At 61.9% G+C, this 25,249-nt stretch carries 23 protein-coding genes; 6 read left to right on the top strand and 17 right to left on the bottom strand.

All coding sequences use genetic code 11. The features are described 5' to 3' along the window. Window positions 1-54: 54 nt before the first annotated feature. The 13 genes from ASF04_RS16570 to flhD all read right to left on the bottom strand — a co-directional run bounded on the left by ASF04_RS16570 (window position 55) and on the right by flhD (window position 12,108). A complete protein-coding gene (locus ASF04_RS16570) occupies window positions 55-1,131 on the bottom strand; it encodes a chemotaxis response regulator protein-glutamate methylesterase (RefSeq protein WP_056143915.1) in 1,077 nt (358 codons plus the stop codon). Window positions 1,132-1,149: 18 nt separating this feature from the next. After that, complete coding sequence (gene cheD / locus ASF04_RS16565; RefSeq protein ID WP_056143913.1) at window positions 1,150-1,746, bottom strand: chemoreceptor glutamine deamidase CheD; 597 nt, start codon at window positions 1,744-1,746, stop codon at window positions 1,150-1,152. Window positions 1,747-1,755: 9 nt separating this feature from the next. Beyond that, window positions 1,756-2,622 carry a CheR family methyltransferase gene (locus ASF04_RS16560; protein ID WP_056143911.1) on the bottom strand — a complete coding sequence of 289 codons (867 nt, stop codon included), beginning with the start codon at window positions 2,620-2,622 and terminating at the stop codon, window positions 1,756-1,758. A gap of 32 nt (window positions 2,623-2,654) precedes the next feature. Continuing rightward, entirely contained in the window at window positions 2,655-4,424 is a 1,770-nt protein-coding gene (locus tag ASF04_RS16555; RefSeq protein WP_056143908.1) for a methyl-accepting chemotaxis protein, read from the bottom strand. A 130-nt stretch (window positions 4,425-4,554) separates the two neighbouring features. Continuing rightward, on the bottom strand, window positions 4,555-5,043 hold the full coding sequence (locus ASF04_RS16550) for a chemotaxis protein CheW (protein ID WP_019920223.1): 489 nt from the start codon (window positions 5,041-5,043) through the stop codon (window positions 4,555-4,557). A 12-nt stretch (window positions 5,044-5,055) separates the two neighbouring features. Beyond that, window positions 5,056-7,269, bottom strand: coding sequence for a chemotaxis protein CheA (gene cheA / locus ASF04_RS16545; RefSeq protein ID WP_056143906.1), 2,214 nt, complete (start codon window positions 7,267-7,269; stop codon window positions 5,056-5,058). 45 nt (window positions 7,270-7,314) lie between these two features. After that, window positions 7,315-7,680 carry a response regulator gene (locus ASF04_RS16540; RefSeq protein ID WP_026636984.1) on the bottom strand — a complete coding sequence of 122 codons (366 nt, stop codon included), beginning with the start codon at window positions 7,678-7,680 and terminating at the stop codon, window positions 7,315-7,317. Between the two features lie 74 nt (window positions 7,681-7,754). Next, a complete protein-coding gene (locus ASF04_RS16535; RefSeq protein WP_026636985.1) occupies window positions 7,755-8,303 on the bottom strand; it encodes a hypothetical protein in 549 nt (182 codons plus the stop codon). A gap of 56 nt (window positions 8,304-8,359) precedes the next feature. Then, window positions 8,360-9,316, bottom strand: a complete 957-nt coding sequence (motB, locus tag ASF04_RS16530; protein WP_056143903.1) for a flagellar motor protein MotB — start codon at window positions 9,314-9,316, stop codon at window positions 8,360-8,362. A 36-nt stretch (window positions 9,317-9,352) separates the two neighbouring features. Continuing rightward, complete coding sequence (gene motA, locus ASF04_RS16525; protein ID WP_019920228.1) at window positions 9,353-10,213, bottom strand: flagellar motor stator protein MotA; 861 nt, start codon at window positions 10,211-10,213, stop codon at window positions 9,353-9,355. A 129-nt stretch (window positions 10,214-10,342) separates the two neighbouring features. After that, window positions 10,343-11,143 carry a class I SAM-dependent methyltransferase gene (locus tag ASF04_RS16520; RefSeq protein ID WP_229205082.1) on the bottom strand — a complete coding sequence of 267 codons (801 nt, stop codon included), beginning with the start codon at window positions 11,141-11,143 and terminating at the stop codon, window positions 10,343-10,345. Between the two features lie 34 nt (window positions 11,144-11,177). Then, window positions 11,178-11,747, bottom strand: a complete 570-nt coding sequence (gene flhC, locus ASF04_RS16515; RefSeq protein WP_056143900.1) for a flagellar transcriptional regulator FlhC — start codon at window positions 11,745-11,747, stop codon at window positions 11,178-11,180. Between the two features lie 43 nt (window positions 11,748-11,790). After that, on the bottom strand, window positions 11,791-12,108 hold the full coding sequence (gene flhD / locus ASF04_RS16510; RefSeq protein WP_056144690.1) for a flagellar transcriptional regulator FlhD: 318 nt from the start codon (window positions 12,106-12,108) through the stop codon (window positions 11,791-11,793). 574 nt (window positions 12,109-12,682) lie between these two features. Between flhD and ASF04_RS16505 the strand changes: the two genes are divergently transcribed. Beyond that, window positions 12,683-13,231, top strand: a complete 549-nt coding sequence (locus tag ASF04_RS16505; RefSeq protein WP_056143897.1) for an alpha/beta hydrolase — start codon at window positions 12,683-12,685, stop codon at window positions 13,229-13,231. Further along, window positions 13,232-13,777, top strand: a complete 546-nt coding sequence (locus ASF04_RS16500; protein WP_056143894.1) for a hypothetical protein — start codon at window positions 13,232-13,234, stop codon at window positions 13,775-13,777. A gap of 73 nt (window positions 13,778-13,850) precedes the next feature. Here the strand turns inward: ASF04_RS16500 and htpG are convergent, their stop codons facing one another. Both htpG and ASF04_RS16490 read right to left on the bottom strand, forming a co-directional pair. Then, window positions 13,851-15,764: a molecular chaperone HtpG gene (htpG, locus tag ASF04_RS16495; RefSeq protein ID WP_056143891.1), complete on the bottom strand. Its 1,914-nt coding sequence runs from the start codon at window positions 15,762-15,764 to the stop codon at window positions 13,851-13,853. A gap of 83 nt (window positions 15,765-15,847) precedes the next feature. Beyond that, window positions 15,848-17,308 (bottom strand): PLP-dependent aminotransferase family protein, encoded by a 1,461-nt coding sequence (locus tag ASF04_RS16490; protein WP_056144686.1) that lies wholly within the window; start codon window positions 17,306-17,308, stop codon window positions 15,848-15,850. 311 nt (window positions 17,309-17,619) lie between these two features. Here ASF04_RS16490 and ASF04_RS16485 point away from each other — a divergent pair, with 311 nt between their 5' ends. The 4 genes from ASF04_RS16485 to ASF04_RS16470 all read left to right on the top strand — a co-directional run bounded on the left by ASF04_RS16485 (window position 17,620) and on the right by ASF04_RS16470 (window position 22,072). Beyond that, window positions 17,620-18,555: a DMT family transporter gene (locus tag ASF04_RS16485; protein ID WP_056143887.1), complete on the top strand. Its 936-nt coding sequence runs from the start codon at window positions 17,620-17,622 to the stop codon at window positions 18,553-18,555. 95 nt (window positions 18,556-18,650) lie between these two features. Further along, window positions 18,651-19,121: a RidA family protein gene (locus ASF04_RS16480; protein ID WP_056143884.1), complete on the top strand. Its 471-nt coding sequence runs from the start codon at window positions 18,651-18,653 to the stop codon at window positions 19,119-19,121. Window positions 19,122-19,179: 58 nt separating this feature from the next. Then, window positions 19,180-20,373, top strand: a complete 1,194-nt coding sequence (locus tag ASF04_RS16475) for a PLP-dependent aminotransferase family protein (RefSeq protein WP_056143881.1) — start codon at window positions 19,180-19,182, stop codon at window positions 20,371-20,373. A gap of 340 nt (window positions 20,374-20,713) precedes the next feature. Next, window positions 20,714-22,072, top strand: a complete 1,359-nt coding sequence (locus tag ASF04_RS16470; RefSeq protein WP_056143879.1) for a diguanylate cyclase domain-containing protein — start codon at window positions 20,714-20,716, stop codon at window positions 22,070-22,072. A gap of 22 nt (window positions 22,073-22,094) precedes the next feature. On the opposite strand, the gene ASF04_RS16465 is transcribed toward ASF04_RS16470, so the two are convergent. After that, complete coding sequence (locus ASF04_RS16465) at window positions 22,095-22,295, bottom strand: hypothetical protein (protein ID WP_056143877.1); 201 nt, start codon at window positions 22,293-22,295, stop codon at window positions 22,095-22,097. A 66-nt stretch (window positions 22,296-22,361) separates the two neighbouring features. Next, window positions 22,362-25,184 (bottom strand): pitrilysin family protein, encoded by a 2,823-nt coding sequence (locus ASF04_RS16460; protein ID WP_056143874.1) that lies wholly within the window; start codon window positions 25,182-25,184, stop codon window positions 22,362-22,364. Window positions 25,185-25,249: the final 65 nt, after the last annotated feature.

Below are 25,249 nucleotides of genomic sequence, written 5' to 3'. Positions count from 1 at the left end.
CTCCAAGGCGAACAAAGTCGCAGTAAAACGTCACTGCAACCACAATTACGCCTTTTACACCCGCAATGCGCGCATGCCATGCTGCGCCAGGTAACCGAGTACCATGCCGGGCAGCGCCGTCAGGGCGCCTACCTCGTGCGCCGCGCCGATCGCAATCGCTTCGCGCGGCATGCCGAACACCACGCAACTGGCCTCGTCCTGGGCGAAATTATACGCTCCGGCATTCTTCATCTCCAGCATGCCGGCCGCGCCATCCTTGCCCATGCCGGTCAGGATCACGCCCACCGCGTTCTTGCCGGCCGCCTGCGCTGCCGAGCGGAACAAGACGTCCACCGACGGCCGGTGGCGATTGACCGGCTCGGCCTGGTCGATCTTGGTCATGTAGTTGGCGCCGCTGCGGGTCAGGTACAGGTGCGAGTGTCCAGGCGCAATGTAGGCGTGGCCGGGCAGCACGCGTTCGTTGCCCTGCGCTTCCTGCACCGAAATCTTGCACAGCGAGTCGAGCCGCTTGGCAAACGAGCGGGTAAAGCCTTCGGGCATGTGCTGGGTGATCAGGATGCCGGGGCAGTCCGACGGCATCTGCATCAAAAATTCGCGGATCGCCTCGGTGCCGCCGGTGGAAGCGCCGACGATGATCAGCTTTTCCGACGACAACAGCGGGTTGCGCAGTGCCGACAACGGCGTGCTGCCTTGCGCTGAGGCGCCGGCAGCCGGCAGTGTACGGGCGCGCACGCGGGCCTTGGCGGCAGCACGGATCTTGTCGGAGATGAGGTCCGTGTATTCGCGCATGCCGGCCTGGATCGAGATTTTCGGCTTGGTGACGAAATCGACTGCGCCCAGTTCCAGCGCGCGCATGGTGATCTCGGAGCCGCGCTCGGTCAGCGACGATACCATCACGACCGGCATCGGCCGCAGGCGCATCAGTTTTTCGAGGAAGTCGAGGCCGTCCATTTTCGGCATCTCGACGTCGAGTGTGAGCACGTCCGGGTTGTGTTGCTTGATCAATTCGCGTGCGACCAGCGGATCGGGTGCCGTCGCCACCACCTCCATGTCGGGTTGACTATTGATGATCTCGCTCATGACACTGCGGATCAGCGCGGAGTCATCGACGATGAGAACTTTGATCTTCATACGGTTGCCTTCTACACATTAAAACAAATCGATTTCGCCACCCACTGGCGCTTTCTTCAGGCGGCTCGCGTATTCCACTTCGCGCTTGACCAGCGTATCGTTATGGGTTTGCATCAGTTTTTTCACCAGCACCTTGCCGGTGCGCGGGAAGAAGTACACCTTGCGCGGGTGGATGTCGTTCAGATCTTCGGCCACCACGCGGATGCGCTCGGTCTTGAGGAAATTGAGCACGAACGCCGCATTGCGCTCGCCGACGTTGATGGCCGTAAAGCCTTTCAACACGGCGCCGCCGCCGAACACTTTCGCTTCCAGGTTTTCGCGCTTGGCGCCGGCCTTGAGCAAATCGTTGATCAGGATTTCCATCGCGTACGTGCCGTAGCGCGCCGAGGCCGATACCGGGCTGCCGTCGCCGCCGCCGTCAGGCAGCATGAAGTGGTTCATGCCGCCCAGTCCGGTGGTACGGTCGCGGATGCAGGCCGACACGCACGAGCCCAGCACGGTCACGATCAGCATGTCCTTGTTGGTGAAATAGTATTCGCCCGGCAGGATCTTGGCCGCTTCGCAGTCGAAGGTGCGGTCGTAGTACAGATTCGTGGCAAATTGTTCGAGGTCCATGGCAGCTCTCTAGGTACGGGCCGGCGCCTTGGCGGCGGTCCGGTGTTTGTCGTCGAGCTCGTACACCGTCTTGCCGCGCAGCTTGAGCGCATCGGAGACGTACAGGAAATTCTCGGAATGGCCCGCGAACAGCAGCGCATCGGGCTTCATCAAGGGCACGAAGCGCGAGAGGATCTTGCGCTGGGTGTCCTTGTCAAAATAAATCATCACGTTGCGGCAAAAGATCACGTCGAACTGGCCGTTCACCGGCCAGCTGTCGGCCAGCAGGTTCAAAGGCTTGAAGGTGATCATGTTGCGCAATTCCTGGCGCACGCGGGCCTGGCCTTCGCGCTCGCCCTTGCCCTTCAAGAAAAAGCGCCGGCTGCGTTCCGGGCTCATCTTGTCGAGCCGGTCCATCGTGTACACGCCGTTGGCGGCGTGGGCCAGTACATTGGTATCGATGTCGGTGGCGATGATGTGGCAGTTGGGCGTAAGCGTATTGAACGCTTCGCACACGGTCATGGCGATCGAATACGGCTCCTCGCCGGTGGACGCGGCCGAGCACCAGATGTTGAGCGTTTCACGCTTGCCCTTGATGTGGTCGGCCAGCAGCGGGAAGTGGTGCGCCTCGCGGAAGAACGACGTCAGGTTGGTGGTGAGCGCATTGGTGAACGCTTCCCACTCTTCGCCCAGGCGGCCCGCTTCGAGGTCGTCCAGGTACTTGGCGAACGAGGCGATGCCGGTGGCGCGCAAACGGCGGGCCAGGCGGCTGTACACCATTTCCTGCTTGCTGTCGGCCAGCGAAATACCGGCGCGTTTATAAATGAGGCCGCGCACACGCTCGAAGTCCCGGGCATTGAAATCGAACTCTTTAACGGTGTCTCTACTGTGCGGCATGGTGTGTCCTTGATGTTGCGTTGATGCTGACTTTAAAACTCTTCCCACTCGTCAGCCTGGGGCTTGGCGATGGGTTTCGGTGTGCTTTTTGGTGCTGCCTTGGGGGCCGCTTCCTGCGCCGCAGGCCTGGCGGACGGCTTGGTGGCAGCAGCGTTAGCCAGGCGTGCTGCCGGTTTGGCAGCAGGCTTGCTGGCAGCGGTAACCGGGGCGGCGCGCGGTGCGGCAGCCGGCGCGTAGGCGGCGCGGCGGCCACCATTATCAGCGAGCTTGAAGATGCTGACGGCGCGCGCCAGGATCTCGGCCTGCTCCTGCATGCTCTCGGCGGCAGCGGCCGCTTCTTCCACCAGCGCGGCATTTTGCTGGGTCATCTCGTCCATCTGGGTGATGGCCTGGTTGACTTCCTCGATGCCGTTGCTTTGTTCCTGGGTGGCAGCGGTGATCTCGCCCATGATGTCGGCCACCTGCCGGATCGACGTCACCACCAGATCCATGGTCTGGCCGGCTTCATCGACGAGGCGGCTGCCCGCGTCGACCTTGTCCACCGAATCGCTGATCAGTTCCTTGATCTCGCGCGCGGCGCCAGCGGAGCGCTGCGCCAGGTTCCGCACTTCGGACGCCACCACCGCAAAGCCGCGGCCCTGCTCGCCTGCACGGGCTGCTTCCACCGCGGCGTTCAACGCCAGGATATTGGTCTGGAAGGCGATGCCGTCAATTACGCCGATGATGTCCACGATGCGGCTCGAGCTTTCCTTGATCGAGCCCATGGTGGAGACCACTTGCGAGACCACGTTGCCGCCCTTCTCCGCCACCGACGACGCCGAGACCGCCAGCTGGTTGGCCTGGCGCGCGTTGTCGGCGTTCTGCTTGACGGTCGAAGTCAGCTCTTCCATCGACGACGCGGTTTCTTCGAGCGAGCTCGCTTGCGTCTCGGTACGGGCCGACAGGTCGGCATTGCCGGCGGCAATTTCATGCGCGGCAGTCGTAATCAGTTCGGAACCGGCGCGCACCTCGCCCACCGTGGTGGCCAGGCTGTGGTTCATGTCGTGCAGTGCCTGCAGCAGTTCGCTGGTTTCGTCGCGGCCCACGACCACCACTTCCGAGCTCAGTTCGCCGGAAGCGACACGCTGCGCCACCACCACCGCGCCGGCCAGCGGCACCGTGATCGATCGGGTGATCACCACCGCGCACACCACGCCCAGGGCGACGGCCACGGCGCCAAGGCCGAACAGCAGGTACATCAGCGAGCGCACGGCGCCTTCCGAGCTGCCGATCACGTCGTTCGAGCTGGCCAGTTGCAGGTTGACCAGCTTGTTGATCTGGGCCAGCGTCTGCTGGTTCAGCGGGTCGATCCGGCCCGACAGAATCTTGGCCGCGCCTTCGGTGTTGAATGCCAGGATTTGCGCCAGCGCTTCCTTGAAGGCGCTGTCGGTTTGGCCGTCGAGCTTGCTGATCTCGGCCAGCACGCCCTGCTCCTCGCTGGACAAGCCCAGCGCTTTGAGGTCGTTCAGTGCTTTTTCGTACAGCGCGCGCTGGTCCTTGACCTTTTGCTCTTCCTTCTGCATCAGGCTGACGTCCGATTGCAGGCCGATATTGCGCATGGCAATGCCGGTCTCGAGCATCGCACTTTTCATGGTGCTCGCTTGCAGGCTCTTGGCGCTGGCGACGGTCAGGCCGTCTTCCAGGCGTTTGCTGTTGTTGTAGTTCAGGTAGTTGGTCAGCAAGACCATGGCCACCAGAATGGCCAGAATGGCCCCAAAGCCGATACGCAGGCGCGTACCGATTGTTACATCGCGTAAATTCATCTCTGTTCCCCCGTGTGCTGCATTGTTTTACGCCACCGGAGACGTCCACGCGGTGGTGATAGATATTCTTCTGGCGCGCCCTCTGTGGGGAGCGCCGCGGGCAGGGACGCGTACCGCTTTGGGGCTGGGTTTAGGCCGCCACTTGTTCCATCAAGCCCATGTCGGGGCTTAACATCAATTTGTCGATATTTACCAAAATCAGCATGCGCTCGTCGATGGTGCCGAGACCGATCATGTAGTCGGAGCTGAACGCCGTGCCCATCTCGGGCGCCGGCTTGACCTGCTCCGGCGTCAGCGTGGTCACGTCGGACACCGAATCGACCACCATGCCGACGATGCGGCCGTTGATGTTCAAGATGATCACCACGGTGAACTGGTCGTAGATCGGCTCGCCCAGGTTGAACTTGATGCGCATGTCCACCACCGGGATGATGATGCCGCGCAGGTTGATCACGCCCTTGATGAACTCGGGCGCGTTGGCGATGCGGGTGACCGCCTCGTAGCCACGGATTTCCTGCACCTTCAAAATGTCGATACCGTATTCTTCGGTACCCAGCTTGAACGCCAGGTATTCGTGGCCGGCGATCTCGTTGGCGCCTGTGGTCAATGCGTCGGACATGGTAATTCCTCTCTACGAAAAAATCTGTTCGTCGGCCAGCTGGCGCGACGAGCGTATCAGGGCGGCAACGTCGAGAATCAGGGAGACGCCGCCGTCGCCCAAAATGGTGGCGCCGGAAATGCCCGCCACCTTGCGGTAATTCGATTCCAGGTTCTTGACCACCACCTGCTGCTGGCCCACCAGGTCGTCGATGAACAGCCCGGCCTTGCGGCCCTCGGTTTCGATGATGACCACGATGCCCTCGCTGGGGTTGGTAAAGCGCGGCACAATGTCGAACATCTGGTACAGCGGCACCAGCGGCAGGTACTCGCCGCGCACCTTGATCACACGGCCCTTGCCGCTGATTTCCTTGACATCTTCCGGCGTCGGCTGCAGCGATTCGATCACAAAGCCCAGCGGCAGGATGTACACCTCCTCGCCCACCTTGATCGACATGCCATCCAAAATCGCCAGCGTCAGCGGCAGCGAGATCGAGATCGTGGTACCGAATCCCTTGGCCGAACGGATATCGACCACGCCGCCCATGGCGGTGATGTTGCGTTTGACCACGTCCATGCCCACGCCGCGTCCGGACACATCGGTGACGGTTTCGGCGGTGGAGAAACCGGGCGCGAAGATCAGCTGCCACACTTCCGGGTCGGTCATGGTGTCGCTCACGGCCAGGCCGTTTTGCGCGGCCTTGGCCAGGATTTTTTCACGGTTCAAGCCGCCACCGTCATCGGACACTTCGATGATGATGTTGCCGCCCTGGTGCGACGCCGACAGGAACAGGCGACCGGCATCGCTTTTACCAGCGGCGCGGCGCACGTCCGGCATTTCGATGCCGTGGTCGATCGAGTTGCGCACCAGGTGCGTCAATGGATCGACGATCCGTTCGATCAAGCCTTTATCGAGTTCGGTGGCGGCGCCGTTGGTGATGAAATCGACTTTCTTGCCGAGCTTGGCAGCCAGGTCGCGCACCATGCGCGGGAAGCGCGAGAACACGAAGTCCATCGGCATCATGCGGATCGACATCACCGCTTCCTGCAGGTCGCGCGTGTTGCGGGTCAGCTGGCTGACGCTATTGAGCAGGCGCTCGTGCTTCATCGGGTCGAGCGTATCGACGCGCTGCTCGATCATGGCCTGCGTGATCACCAGTTCGCCCACCAGGTTGATCAGCTGGTCCACTTTTTCGATCGACACGCGGATCGACGACGATTCCGCGCCCGGCCCGTGGGCCGCCTTTTCTTTTTCCTTCTCTTCCTTCTTCGCGGCTTTCTTGTCGTCTTCGAGCACCTGCGCCGGGTCGCTGACGATGCCGGCAGCGGCGCGGATCTGTTCCAGTGGCTGGAAGAAACCGTAGCCGCGCGCGTCGTCGCTGGCAGCTTGCGCGTTGGCGCGAATTTCCTCGAGCGGCTGGAAGAAGCCGTAGCCTTCGCCGGCGCTGCCACTGCTGGTGGCTGCATTGCCAGGGTGCAGCGGCACGGCATCGAAGAAGCCGTAGCCGAGCTCGCTCTCGACCTTGTTGCGGGCCGCGTCTTCCAGCTGCTGCTGGGCGGCGTCGAGCGCCGGCAGCTCGGTCACTTTCATGTCTTCGGGGTTGAGCACGAACGAGCAGATGGCGATGATATCGTCGAGGCTCTCGTGGGTGGTCACCACCATGGCGTTGCGGTACTTGTCGAGCGGCGTGATGGAGACGTGCCCCATCAAACCGAGCTCGGCGCCGAGCGCGGTCACCTCGCGGTGATCCATCACCGGCAACTCCAACCGATAGCGGCGCCCGCCGCTGTGATCGACCACCTGTGCCTCGGCCGCGCCAAACGACGGCACAACCACGTGGGCCAGTGCCGCCACCGGCACATTTTCCGTCAGCGAATGCAGCACCATGCGGATATTGCCAACCGCGTCCTGGTCCACCTCGCTGCCGTGGCGATGGCCATCCAGCTGCATCTTGAGGATGTCCTTGGCGGCCAGGAAGGCATCGACGTGTTCGGACGTGAGCGCCATTTCGCCCTTGCGGATACGGTCGAGCAGGGTCTCCAGGATGTGCGTCACTTCCGTCATGTCGGTCACGCCGAACGTGGAGGCGCCGCCCTTGACCGAGTGGGCGGTGCGGAAGATGGCGTTGAGATCCTCGGCGTCGGGGGCATCGATATCGACGGCCAGCAACAACCTTTCCATTTCAGCCAGGAGTTCCTCGGCCTCATCGAAAAAGACCTGGAAAAACTGGCTTATATCGATGGTCATGGTGATACTCCGTAAAGTTCGCTCAGCATCATTGCATGCGCCCGATCAGCCGATGACTTTCTTCACCACCTCGTTGAGCCGTTGCGGATCGAACGGCTTGACCAGCCAGCCATTGGCGCCGGCAGCGCGGCCCTTGTTTTTCATTTCGTCCGACGACTCCGTGGTCAGCATCAGGATCGGGGTCTTGGCATAGCTGGGCAGCTGGCGCAGCATCTTGATCAGTTCCAGGCCGTCCATGCGCGGCATATTCTGGTCGGTCAACACCATGTCGACCTGTTGCAGCTTGGCTTTTTCCAGGCCATCCATGCCGTCCACGGCTTCGACCACGTCGTAGCCGGCCGCCTTCAGGCTGAAGGCCACCATCTGGCGCTGGGAACTGGAATCATCAACTGCAAGTATTGTCTTGGCCATCTTGGTTCTCACTGTGTGTTGCCGGAGCTCCGGCTTGTTGCTATCGTATCGGCGGTGTTCCGGGCCGGGGGCCCTTAGAACAGTTCGATGTCGCCGCTCTCCATGTGTTGCTGGTGTACGGCCTTGCGCAGCACGCTGCGCAATTCCAGGCTCTGGATGGCCAGCGCCATGCTCACCTTGCCGAGCAATTCGACGATCTGTTCGTTATCGCTCTCGGGCACCATTTCGGCGCCGTGTTCGCCCAGCGTGCCGAGAAACTCGCGCAGGCCGGTCACCCGTTTCAGGGTACGGTCGATCAACTGGCTGGTCATGTCCTGGAATTGCAGGCTGACCACGGCCGCGTTCACGTAACCGCCCACCTGGCTGGGCAGCGCTTCCAGCTGGGTGCGCTGCTCGGCCGTGATGTCGGCGCCGTCGAGCAGCTTCTGGATGGTGGGCTGTTCGCCCGCCACCGCCTGGTGGATGGCCATGAAGTTGAAGGAGAGCTTGTCGATCGCTTCCTCCAGCAGCAGCCGGGTCTGGATCAGGTCGGTCTCGACCTCGGTCAGATGCTTGCGCCCGTGGTCGGACACGCCCGACATCAGGCGTTTGACATGCGACCCCAGGATTTTTTTTCTCGTCATATAAGTCTCGTGATTACTGCTTGCTGCGTTGTAGCTACATTGTCGTTACTTTGGTTTTACTTGCGTACCGGCGGCCCCGAGGGTGGCGCTGCCGGCGCGGCCGGGGCCTCCTCGACCGTACCCTCCTCCGCGCCCACCTCGATCTGGCGGCCGCCATCGCGGATCACGCTTTCCTCGGTGCGCTTGTTCATCACCAGGATGCTGATGCGGCGGTTGATCGGATTGAACGGATCGGCCTTGTCGAGGTTGGCGGCTGAAGCGAGCCCCACCACGCGCAGCACTTTCGCATCGGCCATGCCGCCGACGATCAGCTCGCGGCGCGAGGCATTGGCGCGGTCGGCCGACAATTCCCAGTTGCTGTAACCGGTTTCGCTCATGTACGGCGTGGAATCGGTGTGCCCGGTCAGGCCGATACGGTTCGGTACATCGTTCAGCACGAAGCCGATCTCGTGCAGGATTTCCTTGAAATACGGCTGCAGCTCGGCGCGCGCCGAGTTGAACATCGGCCGGTTCTGCTCGTCGACGATCTGGATCCGCAAGCCTTCGCTGGTGATGTCGAGCAGCAGCTGGTTCTTGAACTTGGTCAGCACCGGGTTGGCGTCGATCTTTTGCTCGATCTTTTGCTTGAGGTTTTTCAGGCGCTCTTTTTCCTCGGCCTCGAGCGCCTTCTTGGCCGCGTTGAGGTTGTAGGTTTTCTGTTCGGTCGGGTTGTCGCTGGCCTTGACCTGGCCGGTCTTGCGGGTCAGGTCGGTGCCGCCGCCCTGGATCACCGAGCTGCTGTCGCCGCTGCCCGAGCCGCCCTGCATCGCCACCTTTAATGGCGTCTTGAAGTACTCGGAGATACCGTTCAGGTCGCCCTTGGTGGTGGAGCCGAGCAGCCACATCAAGAGGAAGAACGCCATCATTGCCGTCACGAAGTCGGCATAGGCGATCTTCCACGCGCCGCCGTGATGACCGCCGCCGTGCTTCTTGATCCGTTTGACAATAATGGGCCGTAAGCCTTCTTCAGCCATGGCAGTTCCTTAATTGGACCAACATCAGAAAATTCATCACTTCGATTTCGATTTCTTGATGTGGTCTTCCAGCTCGCTGAACGACGGCCGCTCGGTCGAGTACAGCACCTTGCGGCCGAATTCCACGGCCAGCGCCGGCGCATAGCCGTTCAGGCTGGCCAGCAGGATGACTTTGACGCACTGGTACATCTTGGTTTCTTCTTCCAGCTTTTGTTCGTGCAGGCTGGCCAGCGGCGCCACGAAGCCATACGCGAGCAAAATACCAAGGAAGGTGCCGACCAGCGCATGGGCGATCAGGATGCCCAGCTCGGCCGGTGGCAAACCGACGTTTTCCATGGTGTGGACCACGCCCATCACCGCCGCCACGATACCGAAAGCCGGCATACCGTCGCCGAGGCGGGCAATCGCGTGGGCCGGCGCGGCGCCCTCGTGGTGGTGGGTATCGATCTCGTTGTCCATCAGGTTTTCGATCTGGAACGCATCCATATTCCCGGACACCATCAGGCGCAGGTAATCGGTAATGAATTCGACGATGTGATGGTCGGCCAGCACGCTCGGGTACTTGGAAAAGACAGGACTTTGTTCGGGGCTGTCGATATCGCCTTCGATCGACATCAGGCCCTCTTTGCGAACCTTGGACAGCACGTCGAACATCAGCGACATGAGCTCCATGTACAGGTCTTTATTGAAGCGCGAACCCTTGAGCAGCTTGGGCAAGGCGCCCATGGTTGCCTTGATGGTCTTGGCATTGTTACCGGCAATGAAGGCGCCAAAGGCGCCGCCGCCGATCATCACCAGTTCGAGCGGCTGGAACAGCGCAGCCAGGTGCCCGCCCGCCATGGCGTAACCGCCAAAGACGCCGACCATGATGACTACATAACCGATGATGACAAACAAGTAAGACTCCCGAAAAAGAAAAAGGGCCAAAACATTAACTTGCGGCGGCCCGATTTCATAAAATTTACGTGTAGAACTACAATAGCGTGTCTGAGTGCCCCCGGGCAAGCGAATAACGCCTAATGATGCTTAAAAGCACCATTTATAGAGGGGAGTTGACCCGTTTGTGGTGTGAATGACGAGTTCGGGCATGCGGCCCTCAATTGCAAACTCATAGCTTATTAAAGTGTCACCAGGACACATTTCCGCTTCGGCCTTGCGCCATAATGCCCCCATCACCGCCGGCGACAGGTAGGCAAATACCAGGTTGAACTGGCCGAAATCGAGCTGTTCGTAATCGCCCCGGATAAACCGGGCCCGACTGCCAGTGAGGCGGGCGCGCAGCCAGCTATACAGCCAGGGAAACGGCGCCAGCTCGATACCGACCACCTCGATATCAGGCCGCACCCTGGCCAGGTAGAACACGAAACCACCGAGACCGCTGCCGATATCGATGACCCGCAGCGGCTTACCGCTGGTCGATGGCGGCGGCAACTGCTGACGCACCGCATCCCACACGGCGGGATGGGACGGGTAATAAGGCACCTGGGTGCGGAAGGTGGACCAGTACCAGCCCAGCAGGATCACAAACACCAGCAGGAAGATCCACGACGGCAATTGCAGCGCCAGCGCTGCCAGCACCGCCAGCGGAAACAGGAATTCGATCACGCGCCACCACGGCGCCAGCCCGACGCGCCAGGTAATGGCAGCCGCAACCAGGCCGTGGATGACGGCGACGGTCAGATAATTAACGGGATAAAACCAGGGGAGGCGCAGCGAGGCCAGCAGGTATACCAGCGCCAGCGTGAGCGGCGCGGCGCCGCACTGGACCAGCAAGGCCCGCACGGCGGGCGTACGGGCCAGTCGGGAGAGGTAGGACGGGGTGGGCAAGTAATAAATGCGACAGTAAAGGCTGGCTGCCGGATCAGGCGGCCACAGCGTCGGCGTCGGCCAGCTCGGCATCGCGCGCTTTTTGCGCGGCCTTGGTCTTGCCGGCGCGGGAAGGCATGTGGCACAGGCCGCAGACGTAGCTGCCGTGCAGGTCCATGGCGTTGACCACGAACTTGCCCTGGCACTTGTTGCACGGCGCGGTTTCCAGCATCTTGCTGCTGAAGAAGCGCACCAGGGTCCAGGCGCGGGTGAGCGACAGCAGCGGCTCTTCGCCCGGGGCCGGCGGCATTTGTTCGAGGTACAGCTGGTAAGCCTTCATCACGGCCTGGATGCCGGAAGCGCCAGCGTGGGTGACCAGGAACTGGTGGATATTGATGAACAGCGAGGAATGAATGTTGGGCTGCCAGGTCAGGAACCAGTCGGTCGAAAACGGCAGCATGCCTTTCGGTGGCGACACACCGCGCAGCTCTTTATAGAGCTTGAGCAGCCGCTCGCGCGACAGCGACACTTCCGACTCGAGCAACTGCAGGCGTGCGCCCAGTTGGATCAGTTCGATTGCCAGCTGGATTTCCTGGGCTTCGGAAACTACGCTTTTCTTGGTCATGATCTGGGCTCCCGGCTGCTGATAGATAAGGTAATAAAGCGAATTACGCGATTTCTTCAACAGCCTGGCCGGCCATCAGGATGGCAGCGTGCGACTGTGCCAGGGTGCGGTCTTTGTTATAGTTGGTCAGCATCGACAGGATGGCGCTGTCGTCGAAGCGGAAGCGGGCCAGCATCATGTTGCCGCCTGCCAGTTTGAGGATCTGGGCATTGCTCATGCCTTCGATTAGTTCGGCGATTTCGGCAGCGATGCCGAGACGGAAGATCGCGGTGACTTTGTCAGCGCGAATCATTTGCTGCGCGAGCATCAGGTAGCTCAGGTTAGCATCGCGAATCTCAGCCATCATATCGTTTGCGGTCATTTCCATCTCCCAGTAGTTCGTGTGCTTCGTATATTTCACTGTGGAATTACGTTTCCAGTGAGATACATTCTGCGGGAGCAACAAAAATACGAGTAGAGGTGTTCTTCCGTATTTTCCGTCGGGAAATAGCGAACGCGATCCGTCGGTGTTTGTCTTACAAACACTCGCGAATCGAGGCTCTACGCCCTTGCGGCGTAGATTTTTGGTGGCTGGCAGTGTTCAAAAAAGTCCTGGAAAAGTACTGAAACCAGACCGAAAAACTTCATGCGAGCGACGCTTTTTTGCTACATCTAACCCTGTTACGGCAGCGTTTTGAGGAACTTTAGGGTTTCCACGAAAAAATTTTTAATTATTTTCGACTACCTTTCTGCAACCTGATGGGGTCTTTACCTACTTTTTCCCGCATCTTGAATCTGGTAACGGCAGCGTTCGGGGGAACTTTAGGGCTTTTTTGAATTTTTTTGAAAAAAGTTCAAAAAAGTTTTCGTACAGGGTTTTTTGGCTGGGTTTGATGCTGGAAATGCAATGTTTAAGTAGAATCGTGTTTCTATAGATTACTTAATCGGGAGCATGTATGGCGATATTGGTACTGGCCGGCCTGTGGAACTCTGGCCCCGCGCACTGGCAAAGCCACTGGGAACAACAGCACCCGGACTGGGTGCGGGTTCCCCACCGCGACTGGGAAACGCCTGATGGCGACGAATGGGTGGCCGAACTGGACGCTGCCATCGCCCGCCGCGCCACGCCGCCGGTCCTGGTTGCCCACAGCCTGGCGTGCGCCCTGGTCACGCGCTGGGCCGCGTCAGGCTCACCACACAAGGTGGCCGGCGCCTTCCTGGTAGCGCCGTCCGACACCGACGCACCGTCCTACCCGGACTGCACCACCGGCTTCCAGCCGATGCAACTGGCGCCGCTGCCCTTCCCTACCCTGGTAATTGCCAGCAACAACGATCCCTACGTGGATATCGCCCGCGCGCGCCGGTTCGCCCAGGCCTGGGGCAGCGACTTCAAGGAGATCGGCGACGCCGGCCACATCAACGGCGACGCCGGCTACGGCGCGTGGCCAGAAGGTGCGCAGCTGCTGGCCGAGTTTTGCGCCAGCCTGACGCCGGCAGGGGACTGAATGCGGCATGCATGTCTTACCGCGCTGCTGGCTGCAGCGCTGGTTTCTCCTGCTTGCCTGGTCCACGCCGCACCATTCTACGAGGGCAAGTCACTGGTCCACCCGGTCATCATTGCCTCGCAGGACAGCGGCGCCGATATCGCCTTTATCAAGGAGGCCGGCGGCGTCACCGGCTATTACTGCGTCTGCCTGGGGCCCGACAACAAGCCTGCCCCGAACACCAAAACCCTCAAGCTCGATACCTTCGGCAAGGCTGAAATCCGCTCGGTGTTCTACGCCGCGCTCGACCGCGACAACGCACCGGAACACCAGACCATGCTGGTCCTGCTGCGCCTGGACGGCAAGCCGGGCCTGCGCGCGTACCGCTACAACGACAACTCCGATATCTGCTACCACCCGAACGGCAAGGTGGCCAGCAGCTTTACCTTCCGCAACGGCAAAGCCACCGATTGCGGCAAGAAGTTCGACGACACCGGCAAACAGACCTCGCCGGGACCGGAAGGCTGCCCACCACCGAAGAAGCCGCACTTTATCTTCGGTGAATGAAAAAAGGCCCGTCGAACCTGACGGGCCTTTCGAAGCAACCGGATTGCCGCTTGCGCGGCAAGATTAACGCAACTTACTTCGCGCTCAGCAGCAACTCGTTCAAACGCTTGACGAACGACGCCGGGTCGGCCAGCGAGCCGCCTTCGGCCAGCAAGGCCTGGTCGAACAGGATGTTGGCCCAATCGTTGAACGAGCTGGCCACATCTTCCGCCTTCAAGCGCTGAACCAGCGGGTGGTCCGGGTTGATTTCCAGGATAGGCTTCGATTCCGGCGCGTTCTGGCCGGCAGCTTTCAACATGCGCAGCAGGTTGCCCGACAGCTCGTTTTCGTCCGCCACCAGGCAGGCTGGCGAGTCGGTCAGGCGGAACGTGACGCGCACGTCCTTGGCCTTGTCCGCCAGCGCTTCCTTCATCTTGCCCACCAGGTCCTGGTACGAAGTCTGGGTTTCTTCGTGCTCTTTCTTCTCGGCTTCGTCTTCCAGCGCGCCCAGGTCCAGGCCGCCCTTGGCCACCGACACCAGTTCCTTGCCATCGAACTCGGTCAGGAACGACAACATCCATTCATCGACGCGGTCGGTCAGCAGCAGCACTTCCACGCCTTTTTTGCGGAAGATTTCCAGGTGCGGACTGTTCTTGGCCGCGACGTAGTTGTCGGCGGTGACGTAATAAATCTTGTCCTGGCCTTCCTTGGCACGCGCCAGGTACTGTTCCAGCGAGACGGTCTGCGCGTCGTTGTCGTTGGCGGTCGAAGCAAAGCGCAGCAGCTTGGCCAGGCGGTCCTTGTTGGCCGCGTCCTCGCCGATACCTTCCTTGAGCACCTGGCCGAATTCGGTCCAGAAAGTCGTGTACTTGTCTTTCTTCTCTTGCTCGTCCGAGTTGGCCAGCTCTTCCAGCATGCCGATCACGCGCTTGGTCGAGCCTTCGCGGATCACGCGCACGTCGCGCGACTCCTGCAGGATTTCACGCGAGACGTTCAGCGGCAGGTCGGCCGAGTCGATCACGCCCTTGACCATGCGCAGGTACGTCGGCATCAGTTGCTCGGCGTCGTCCATGATGAACACGCGCTTGACGTACAGCTTGAGGCCGCCACGCTTGTTGCGGTCCCACAGGTCGAACGGCGCCTTGGCCGGGATATACAGCAGCTGGGTGTACTCGCTGCGGCCTTCCACGCGGTTGTGGGTGTGGGTCAGCGGCGACTGGAAGTCGTGCGAGACGTGCTTGTAGAACTCGTCGTACTGCTCCGGCGTGATGTCGGACTTGCTGCGGGCCCACAGCGCGCTGGCCTGGTTGACGGTCTCGGTCTCATCCTTGAGCACGGTTTCTTTCTGCTCTTCGTCGTATTCTTCCTTCTGCATCACGATCGGCAGCGAGATGTGGTCCGAGTACTTGCGGATGATCGATTTGAGTTTCCACGACGACAGGAACTCGTCCTCGCCTTCGCGCAGGTGCAGGATGATGTCGGTGCCACGGCCGGCTTTCTCGATCTGCTCGATCGAATAATCGCCCTCGCCGCCCGACTCCCAGCGCACGCCTTCCGAAGCGTCGAGGCCGGCACGACGGGTTTCCACGGTGATCTTGTCGGCAATGATGAAGCCGGAATAGAAGCCCACGCCGAACTGGCCGATCAGGGCCGCGTCTTTCTGCTGGTCGCCCGACAGCTTGCCGAAGAATTCCTTGGTGCCCGACTTGGCGATGGTGCCCAGGTGCGAGATGGTCTCGTCGCGGCTCATGCCGATGCCGTTATCGGAGATGGTGATGGTGCGCGCGGCCTTGTCGAAACCGACCTTGATTTTCAGCTCGTGGTCGTTGCCGTACAGGGCGTCGTTGTTGATCGCTTCAAAGCGCAGCTTGTCCGAGGCGTCGGAGGCGTTGGAGATCAGCTCGCGCAGGAAGATTTCCTTGTTCGAGTACAGCGAGTGGATCATCAGCTGCAGCAGCTGTTTTACTTCGGCCTGGAAACCAAGGGTTTGTTTGTCGTTGTCTGCCATGTTGTTCTAAACCTCAAAGTCTAAAGATTAAACGTACGCGCAAATGCGCTGCTGTGCGGAAAGTGGGGATTATATAAATCTTTTCAAGAGCGGCCCAGCGACCTTTCGAGAAAACGCCACACCGCCGGCTCCTGCATCGCCGCCACATTGAACCGCATGAAAGTGGACGGCAACTGGGCGGGCGAGAACAGGCTGCCGGGCGCGAGCAGCAGGTGTTCGGCCATGGCGCGTTCGGCCAGGGCGTTGGTGTCGCAGCCGGCGTCGGCCCACACGAACATGCCGGCAGGGGCCGCGTGCAGCACTTTCAGCCCTACCCGCTCCATCTGGCGCAGGGTCTTGGCGCGTACGCTGTCGAGCCTGGCACGCACGCGGTCGGCATGCTTGCGGTACGAGCCTTCCGACAGCACTTTATAGACTACCCGTTCGCCGATGTCGCTGGTGGTGAGCGTCGAAAGCATCTTGCGGTCGGCCAGCCGCTCGGCCCGTTCGGGCGAGGTGGCAATAAAGCCCACGCGCAGGTTGGCTGCCATGGTCTTGGAGAAGCCGCCGAGGTAGATCACGCGCTGCAACTGGTCCAGGGCGGCCAGCCGCGTGGCCGGCTGCACCGCGCTGCCCGGGTGCAGGTCGCAATAGATATCGTCCTCGACCAGGATGAAGTCGTGTTCTTCCGCCAGTTTCAGTACCTGGAACGCCTTGGCGGCCGACAGCGACGTCGAGCTGGGATTGTGCAGCACCGAGTTGATCACGTACAGCCTGGGCTTGTGGATGGCCGCCAGCTCGGCCAGCCGGACCACGTCCGGGCCGTCGCCCAGGCGCGGGATGCCGATCACCTTGGCGCCCAGCGCCGCAAACGAGCCGAACATCAGGAACCAGGCCGGATCATCGACAAAAATCGTGTCGCCGGGACGGGTGAATTCGCGGGCGACCAGGTCCAGCGCCTGGGTGACGCCGGCGGTGGTGAGAATTTGCTCGGGGGCGGCAGCAATTTCCAGCTCGGCCAGCTTGTGCTGCAACTGCTGGCGCAGGGGCAGGAAGCCCTGCGGCACGCCGTAGCTGAGCAATAAATTGGCATTCTGGCGGCTGACTGCGCGCAGCGCGTTGGCTATCGCCGCGCCGTCGAGCCAGTCGGACGGCAGCACGCCGGTACCGGGCATCTGCTGGTGCGGCATCTGGCGGAACATATTGCGCACCAGCCACACCACGTCGATCGGCTTGGTTGCCAGCGCTGCGTCCGCTGCGCCGGCGCTCGTAATGCCAGGCTCGGCGGCGTTGAGCGCCATCGGCAAGCGCTCGCGCACGAAAAAGCCGGCGCCGCGCCGCGATTCCAGGTAGCCGGCGGCCACCAGCTTGTCGTAACTGGCCACCACCGTGAACGGCGACACGCCATGGGTGGCCGCAAACGAACGGATCGACGGCATGCGCGCGCCGCCGCGCAACAGGCGCTCGTCAATGCGGGCGGCCACCGAGCGGACGATCTGGTCGATCAGGGTTTCGCCCGAGTCGCGCGACAGCAGGCCGACCATGGCGCCTGAAGCCGGCCGCATGGCCGGGGCTGCTGCGCCTGTGCCTGCTGCGCCTGCCGCCGTCGTTGTCGGCGCCGGCTGCTTCCCGACCGGCGGCGCGCTGGCGCGTGCTTCCGCTATCGCCGCGTTTCCGGCTGCGCGCTCCATTTGTGCCGCCAACGCCTCGGCCACGGCTTCCGCCGCGCGGGAAGCGGCCGCGCCCAGCATCGAGGGCAGGTTTTTTGTATTGGTCATTTCGCCATCACAGTGCAAGTCATTATGTTCTCAAGTGTACCGGCACTGTACTGGTTTTGTCACGTAGCATGAAGACTGCACAAACCCAGGTACCAATTATGACTACACACACCCTCGCCCCGTCTGTCACCACCAGCAACGACACCAGGGGTATGCTGCTGGGCCTGATCGGCGTGGCCATCTTCAGCCTGACCTTGCCCTTTACCCGGCTGGCGGTCGGCGGCACCGAATTCGCGCCCAACGGCCTGTCGCCGATGTTCGTGGCGCTGGCGCGCGCACTCGGCGCGGCCGTGCTGGCTGGCGCCTGGCTGTTCTGGAAACGGGCGCCGCTGCCGCCGCGCAGTGCGTGGCGGCCGCTGGCGCTGGTGGCGCTCGGCTGCGTGATCGGCTTTCCGTGGTTGACCTCGATCGCCATGCGCACCCTGCCCGCCGTCCATGGCGCCGTGCTGGTCGGCATCCTGCCGCTGGCCACCGCCGTGTTTGCCGCATTGCTGGGCGGCGAAAAGCCGTCGCGCGGCTTCTGGATCATGGCCTTGTTCGGCTCGGCGCTGGTGGCGGGCTTTGCCCTGCGCCAGGGCGGCGGCGGGCTGCATGCGGCCGACCTGGCGATTTTTGCCGCCGTGCTGCTGGCGGCCATGGGTTACGCGGCCGGCGGGCGGCTGTCGCAAACCCTCGGTGGCCAGCAAACCATCTGCTGGGCGCTGGTGCTGTCGGCCCCGCTGCTATTGCCGGTGGTGGCCTGGCTGTGCTGGCGCGACGCTGCCCAGATCGAGGCTGCCGATCCTGCGGCCTGGGCCGGGTTTGCCTATACCTGCGTATTCTCGATGTTTATCGGCTTCTTCTTCTGGTATCGCGGCATGGCGCTGGGTGGTGTGGCCCGGGTGGGCCAGGTGCAACTGGTGCAGCCGTTTTTGAGCCTGCTGGGCGCGGCAGTGTTCCTGGGGGAAGCGCTGGACTGGCAAACCGTGGTTTTCGCAATCGCCGTGATCGCCACGGTGGGCGCCGGGCGCAAAATGGGGGTAAAACGGCGTTGAAACCGTGGACTATCTGGTTTTTGCCCCGATTGCAGGCACAGCCTGCGTCAAGAGTACAATAACGGACCACCGATCAAATTTCTTTGGATAAGCCCATGTCTGTATACGAAAAACTGAAAGCGCTCGATATCACCCTGGCCGCACCTGCAACGCCGGCCGCCGCCTACGTCATGTACGCACAGACCGGCAACCTGGTGTTCCTGTCGGGTCACATCGCCAAGCGCGCCGACGGCAGCGTATGGACCGGCCAGTTGGGCAAGAACGTCGATACCGCCGAAGGCAAGCAGGCCGCGCGCGCCATTGCCATCGACCTGATCGGCACGCTGCAAGCGGCCGTCGGCGGCGACCTTACCCGCGTCAAGCGCATCGTCAAGGTGATGAGCCTGGTGAACTCCACCGGCGACTTCACCGAGCAGCACCTGGTCACCAACGGCGCCTCCGAGCTGCTGGGCGAAGTCTTCGGCGACGCCGGCAAGCACGCCCGCTCGGCTTTCGGCGTGGCGCAGATCCCGCTGGGCGCCTGCGTCGAAATCGAACTGATCGCCGAAGTGTCGGACGCTGCCTGACATATATATAAAAGCGCGCCGCCAGCGCGCTCGTTGAACCCACCATAGCGAGACCCGTATGAAAATCGAAAACCCGAATCCGATCCAGTGGCGCTTCGCCGAACGCGCGGACCAGTTGCAAGCCTCGTTTATCCGCGAGATCCTCAAGATCACCCAGCAGCCGGAAATCATTTCGTTCGCGGGCGGCCTGCCGTCGCCGCTGACCTTCCCGGTCGAAGAAATGCAGGTCGCCTACGACAAGGTGCTGCGCGAAAACGGTAAAGTGGCGCTGCAATACGGCCCGACCGACGGCTACCTGCCGCTGCGCCAGTGGATCGCCGATTCGCTGTCCACCGAAGGCGCGAAGATCATCCCGGAACAAGTGCTGATGACGTCCGGTTCGCAGCAGGCGCTGGACCTGCTGGGCAAAGTACTGATCGACGAAGGCAGCCGCGTGCTGGTGGAAACGCCGTCGTACCTGGGCGCGCTGCAGGCGTTCTCGGTGTACCGTCCCGAGTTCAAATCGGTGGACACCGACGAAAACGGCCTGGTGCCGTCGTCGCTGGCGCCGGTCGCCGAAGGTGCGCGCCTGCTGTACGCGCTGCCCAACTTCCAGAACCCTACCGGCCGCACGCTGTCGATCGAGCGCCGCGTGGAACTGGTGGAAACCTGCGCCCGCCTGGGCCTGCCGCTGATCGAAGATGATCCCTACGGCGCGCTCAGCTACAAGGGCGAGCCGCTGCCGAAGATGGTGGCGATGAACCCGGACGGCGTCATCTACATGGGCTCGTTCTCCAAGGTGCTGACCCCGGGCATCCGCCTCGGCTACGTGGTGGCGCCGCTGCCGCTGGTGCGCCGCCTGGAACTGGCCAAGCAGGCCGCCGACCTGCACACCTCGCAACTGACCCAGATGGTCGTGCACGAAGTGATCAAGGACGGTTTCCTGCAACAGCACATCCCGAAAATCCGCAGCCTGTACGGCAACCAGTGCCAGGTCATGCTCGACGCCATGACCCAGTACTTCCCGGCCGGCGTGGAATGGACCAAGCCGGAGGGCGGCATGTTCATCTGGGTGACCCTGCCCAAGCACATCAATGCCATCGCCCTGCTCGATGAAGCGATCGCGCAGAAAGTGGCGTTTGTCCCGGGCGCACCGTTCTATGCCAACGATGCCGCCACCAACACGCTGCGCCTGTCGTTCGTGACGGTGGCGCCGGAGCGCATCCGCAGCGGCATCGAAATTCTCGGCAAGCTGATCGCAGCCAAGATCTGACCGCTTTAGCAGATTAGTCCCCTCCCGGGCGGCGCTCGCCGCCCGTATTTCCACGCAGAAATACAACACTTGCCGATTCCATATCGGTATCGGTTCAGGCCAAACAGTGGCCAAACCGACCAAAACATTAACCAATCGGCAGCGTTAATGAAGGCACCCGATGAAACCGGGGCGACAGGCGGCATCGCTACGTCTCCGGGAAGAATACCGGAAGCTAATTCCTACCTTTACGGCATTCAAAGTTGTATTATTTGAAGTAAACCCCACTATTACATCAAGGCAATACATTGTCTATCTGTGCACAATTCATCCCTGTCCACGCGACGGGCAAGGATGCGGCATGACTCCCAAGGACCTCGGTATGACGGGCCGGCGCGACGCCGCCGTGCTGATCGTCGATGACGCGCCCGAAAACCTCGCCGCGCTGCGCAAGCTGATGGTTGAACAGGGTTACCAGACCTTTGTCGCCACCTCGGGCGAACGCGCGCTCAAGATCGCGCGCCGCGTCCATCCCGACCTGGTGCTGCTCGATGTGATGATGCAGGGTATGGATGGCTTTGAAACCTGCCGCCAGTTGAAGGCCAACGCTTCCACCGCGCGCATCCCGGTGATTTTCATGAGTGCGCGCACCGGCACCGACGACGTGGTGGCCGGCTTCGATCTCGGCGCGGTCGATTACATCGCCAAGCCGCTGCGCATGGCCGAAGTGAGTGCGCGCGTGCGTACCCAGTTGCAGATCCGCGTCAACGTCGAATCGCAGGAAGAACAGGCCGAGCGCCTGCGCACCATCGTCAATAATATGGCCGAGGGCTTGCTGATCATCGAGGCCGACGGCCGCATCCAGTTTACCAATCCGGCCTGCGACAAATACCTGGGCTACCGCGAAAACGCGCTGGCAGGCAGCCATATCTCGGACCTGCTCAATCCCCTGGTGGCGCAGGAATACCTCGACTATTTCAGCCGCTACGCCGACGCGCCCGACGTGGCCCATCATCACGGCACGCGCGAGGTGATCATCCGCCACCGCAACGGCAGCTCGGTGTGCATGGACTTGACGCTCACGCCGATGTACCTGCGCCAGCCGCTGTTCATCGGCCTGCTGCACGACATCACCCACCACAAGCAGTCGGAAGATGCGCTGCAACGCGCGGCCATGGTCGATCCGCTGACCAAGATCGCCAACCGTCGCCACTTCGACAGTTTTCTGGAAAAGGAATGGCAGCGCTCCATGCGCAGCGGCCAGCCGCTGTCGCTGGTGGTGCTCGATGTCGATCACTTCAAGCTGTATAACGACACATTGGGCCACCCGGCCGGCGACGCCTGCCTGCAGCAGGTAGCGCAGGCCATCGCTTCGCACGCGATGCGCACCACCGACCTGGCGGCGCGCTACGGCGGCGAGGAGTTCGTGCTGCTGTTTGCCGAAACCCCGGCCGACGCGGCGCGCACGCTCGCCGAAGCGATCCGCGCCCACATCGAGGCGCTGCAGATTCCGCATCCGCGTTCGACCACGTCGGCATGGCTGACGGTGAGCATCGGCGTGGCCACCATCCTGCCGCACCAGCTCGACAATACCGAATCGCTGTTCGTCGCTGCCGACCGCGCCATGTACGTGGCCAAGGAAAATGGCCGCAACCAGGTGCGGTGTACCAGCACCGGCAACGCGGCGCTCGATGCGGTGAAAGCGCTGATGGTGCGTTGAAGGTTGACTGATGGCTGGCTGGTTAAGCCAGAGCCTCCTTGGCTGCTTCTTCGGGAGTGAGTCCATCATAAAACTGGTCGGTGAACCACTCGATCTGTTCCTCGATATGTTCCTGCGCCTGGTCCTGGGTGGCGCCGCCGGCGACCAGGAATCCTTCGACCTCGATGCACCAGTGGATCAGCGCCAGGGTTTCCTCGTCCAGTTCTTCTTTTTTCTTTGCCATGATAAGCCTCTGCTACGTGTGTGAATGCAAGGCGCCAGTGTAACAGGCGCCCCGCCGACTGCTCGCTCACTTTTCCGGATACAGCACCACCTGCACATAGTTTTGCAGGTCGAAGTAGCGCTGCGCCGCCTGCGCCACGTCGGCAGGCGTGACCGCCGCCAGGCGCTGCTCGAAGGTGAGGATTTCCTCGGGATCGCTGTTATTGACAAAAGCGTTCTGCAGGGAGCCCATCCAGTAGCCGTTTTCGCGCAGCCCCTTGCGGTAGGCGCGCAGCATCGCGGCCTTGACCTTATCCAGGTCCGCCACCAGCGCGCCGTGCTGCTTGACGCGGTCGATCTCGGCAAACGTGGCGGCCAGCACCTTGTCCACATTCTCGGGCGCGCATGGCAGGTTGGCGTTGATCGCGTAGCTGGCGTAAGGCTGGCGGTTGAGCGAGCCGCTCAAATCGGCACTGTAGATCGCGCCCATTTTCTCGCGCAGCACTTCGATCAACTTGATGTTGAGGACTTCGGTGAGCACCCGCATGCGCAGCGCCTCGTCGCGAGAATACGGCGCCTCGCCGGTGAACGACAGCGAGATCACGCTCTTTTGCTCGGAACCGGCGCGCACCTCTTTCTTCACCACGCCGCGGACCGGGCGGATGCCTTCGTCGCGGAAGGCGGTGGCAATCGGCCCGGTGGGCAGGCTGGCCAGGTAGGTGGCGATCAACGGCTTGATCTGCTCGACGTCGAAGCTGCCGACGATGAAGAACGTGAAGTCGCGCGCACTGGCCATGCGGCTGGTGTACAGGTCGAACACGCGGTCGAGCGACAGCTGGTCGAAGTCGGCCGGCCGGGCCAGGCGCCGCACGCGCGGGCTGTCGTTGTACAGCGTGCGGCTGACGGTATCGTAGAACACCGACTCCGGCCGCACCAGGTTGTTCTGCGCCAGTTCGCGCTGGCGGTCGACAAAGGCGTTGTAGATGGTGGCATCCTTGCGCGGCTTCGTCATTTGCAGGTACGTCAGTTGCAGCATCGATTCGATGTCGTCGCTGCCCGATTCGCCGCGCACCGCTTCATTGAGGGCGCTGACGCGGGCGCTGCTACTGACGCTCTTGCCGGCCAAAATTTTCACCAAGTCGTTGGGCGAATAATCGAGCACGCCCATCTGGTTGACGATGCTGCTGGCGTAGTGCGCGGCAAAGATGTCGCGGTCGTCGAACAGCGACCAGCCGCCGTAGCGCACCCCGCCCATCAGCACCTCGTCGTTATTGAAGTCTGTGGGCCGCAGCACCACGCGCACGCCGTTGCTGAGCACCAGGTCGGTGGTGCCCAGCTTGTCGTTGGCGGTTTGCTTGACGATGGTGCCGGCCGTGGGCTTGGCCGGCATCAGCTGGCTGCCGTACGCCTTGTCTTCATTGGCCTTGACGCCGATCTTCTCGGCGGCGGTGGCCAGCGCCAGCAGCTCGGCGGGCTTGGGCGCCGGTGCGCCCGGCTTGTCGATGCCGGTGTAGATCACCAGCTTGCTCTGGTTGTCGGGGATCGCTGCGCGTATCGACGCGTTCACTTCATCGAGCGTGATGCCGGGGATCAGCTGCCGGGCATACTGGTACTCGGCTACCACGCCGGGGATCGACTCGCCCTCGAGGAAGTTGCGGATGTATTCTGCCGCGTAGCCGGCCGAATCGGACTTGTCGCGCTCCTGGTACATATTCTCGTAGGTGCGCAGCATGCCCTTCTTGGCGCGGTCCAGTTCCGACGCGGTAAAGCCGAACTGGCGCGCGCGCTCGTCCTCGGCCACCAACGCATTGATGGCGGGCGCCACGCCGCCCTTGCCCAGCACCGCGCCGGCGCCGAACGAACGGTAGCCGCGCACGATCTTGCTCATGCCGCTGCCCCCCTGCAGGAACGGCGGCTTGGCCTGCTGCGTCAGTTCGACCATGCGCTGGCTGAGGATGAAGGCGCCGATGGCCTCGATCAGCTTCTGGCGATAGTCACGCAGCGTGTTCTCGGCCGGCCAGGGCTGGATCGGGTAGCGGATGTAGATGGTATTGGTGCTCATCTCCTTGTCGGTGACGACGATGCCCTCGGATTCCTGCCGTTCGGGGATGGTGGCGTACACGCGCGGGCGCGGGTTGGCCGGATTTTTCAGCTTGCCGAAATGGCGCTCGATCAGTTTTTGCGCCTGTTCCGGATCGATATCGCCCACCGCCACCACCGCCATCAGGTCAGGACGATACCAGTCGTGGTAGAAGCGCTTGAGGGCGTCGTACTTGAAGTTGCGGATGATCTGCTCTTTGCCGATCGGCAGGCGCTCGGCATAGCGCGAACCGTTGAGCACCTTGGGCAGCAGCACCTTGTTGACGCGGTCATCGACGCCTTTGCCGATGCGCAGTTCCTCGAGCACGATCCCGCGCTCGCTGTCGATGTCGGCGTCGTTCATCGACAGGCCGTGGGCCCAGTCTTCCAGCACCTGGAAGCCCTGCTCCACCACTTTCGGGTTGTCGGTGGGGATGGGCAGGATGTACACCGTCTCGTCGAAGGTGGTGTAGGCATTGAGGTCGGCGCCGAACTTGACGCCAATCGACTGCAGGTACGATACCAGCTCGTTGCGTTTGAAATTGGTGGAGCCGTTGAAGGCCATGTGCTCGGTGAAGTGGGCGAGGCCCTGCTGGTCGTCGTCTTCGAGTATGGAGCCAGCTTTGACCACCAGCCGCAATTCGAGCTTGTTTTCGGGGCGCGGGTTTTTATGGATGTAGTAAGTGAGGCCGTTGGCCAGCTTGCCGGTGTTGACCAAAGGGCTGACGGGCAGATTGCTGGTGAGAGAAAGCGGTGGCGGAACCGTGGATTCGGCCTGCGCAAGGAAAGAGCAAGACAACAGCGCGGCGGCCAGGATGATTCTGATCTTCATTCGAGATGCATTTAAATTAAGAGAACAAGCTACCTTACACCGAATTGCCGAAATTGGGCTAGAAT

The organism is Duganella sp. Leaf61 (assembly GCF_001421905.1).
GTDB lineage: Bacteria > Pseudomonadota > Gammaproteobacteria > Burkholderiales > Burkholderiaceae_D > Rugamonas > Rugamonas zoogloeoides.
Note: the sequence above shows the minus strand (reverse complement) of the source record. Positions and strands in the feature narration are given on the sequence as shown.

Excerpts from the sequence above, each read along its gene's own strand:
- ASF04_RS16570 (WP_056143915.1), bottom strand. The coding sequence starts at position 1,131 with ATGAAGATCAAAGTTCTCATCGTCGATGACTCCGCGCTGATCCGCAGT.
- cheD (WP_056143913.1), bottom strand. The coding sequence starts at position 1,746 with ATGGACCTCGAACAATTTGCCACGAATCTGTACTACGACCGCACCTTC.
- ASF04_RS16560 (WP_056143911.1), bottom strand. The coding sequence starts at position 2,622 with ATGCCGCACAGTAGAGACACCGTTAAAGAGTTCGATTTCAATGCCCGG.
- ASF04_RS16555 (WP_056143908.1), bottom strand. The coding sequence starts at position 4,424 with ATGAATTTACGCGATGTAACAATCGGTACGCGCCTGCGTATCGGCTTT.
- ASF04_RS16550 (WP_019920223.1), bottom strand. The coding sequence starts at position 5,043 with ATGTCCGACGCATTGACCACAGGCGCCAACGAGATCGCCGGCCACGAA.
- cheA (WP_056143906.1), bottom strand. The coding sequence starts at position 7,269 with ATGACCATCGATATAAGCCAGTTTTTCCAGGTCTTTTTCGATGAGGCC.
- ASF04_RS16540 (WP_026636984.1), bottom strand. The coding sequence starts at position 7,680 with ATGGCCAAGACAATACTTGCAGTTGATGATTCCAGTTCCCAGCGCCAG.
- ASF04_RS16535 (WP_026636985.1), bottom strand. The coding sequence starts at position 8,303 with ATGACGAGAAAAAAAATCCTGGGGTCGCATGTCAAACGCCTGATGTCG.
- motB (WP_056143903.1), bottom strand. The coding sequence starts at position 9,316 with ATGGCTGAAGAAGGCTTACGGCCCATTATTGTCAAACGGATCAAGAAG.
- flhC (WP_056143900.1), bottom strand. The coding sequence starts at position 11,747 with ATGACCAAGAAAAGCGTAGTTTCCGAAGCCCAGGAAATCCAGCTGGCA.
- flhD (WP_056144690.1), bottom strand. The coding sequence starts at position 12,108 with ATGACCGCAAACGATATGATGGCTGAGATTCGCGATGCTAACCTGAGC.
- ASF04_RS16505 (WP_056143897.1), top strand. The coding sequence starts at position 12,683 with ATGGCGATATTGGTACTGGCCGGCCTGTGGAACTCTGGCCCCGCGCAC.
- ASF04_RS16500 (WP_056143894.1), top strand. The coding sequence starts at position 13,232 with ATGCGGCATGCATGTCTTACCGCGCTGCTGGCTGCAGCGCTGGTTTCT.
- htpG (WP_056143891.1), bottom strand. The coding sequence starts at position 15,764 with ATGGCAGACAACGACAAACAAACCCTTGGTTTCCAGGCCGAAGTAAAA.
- ASF04_RS16490 (WP_056144686.1), bottom strand. The coding sequence starts at position 17,308 with ATGCGGCCGGCTTCAGGCGCCATGGTCGGCCTGCTGTCGCGCGACTCG.
- ASF04_RS16485 (WP_056143887.1), top strand. The coding sequence starts at position 17,620 with ATGACTACACACACCCTCGCCCCGTCTGTCACCACCAGCAACGACACC.
- ASF04_RS16480 (WP_056143884.1), top strand. The coding sequence starts at position 18,651 with ATGTCTGTATACGAAAAACTGAAAGCGCTCGATATCACCCTGGCCGCA.
- ASF04_RS16475 (WP_056143881.1), top strand. The coding sequence starts at position 19,180 with ATGAAAATCGAAAACCCGAATCCGATCCAGTGGCGCTTCGCCGAACGC.
- ASF04_RS16470 (WP_056143879.1), top strand. The coding sequence starts at position 20,714 with ATGACTCCCAAGGACCTCGGTATGACGGGCCGGCGCGACGCCGCCGTG.
- ASF04_RS16465 (WP_056143877.1), bottom strand. The coding sequence starts at position 22,295 with ATGGCAAAGAAAAAAGAAGAACTGGACGAGGAAACCCTGGCGCTGATC.
- ASF04_RS16460 (WP_056143874.1), bottom strand. The coding sequence starts at position 25,184 with ATGAAGATCAGAATCATCCTGGCCGCCGCGCTGTTGTCTTGCTCTTTC.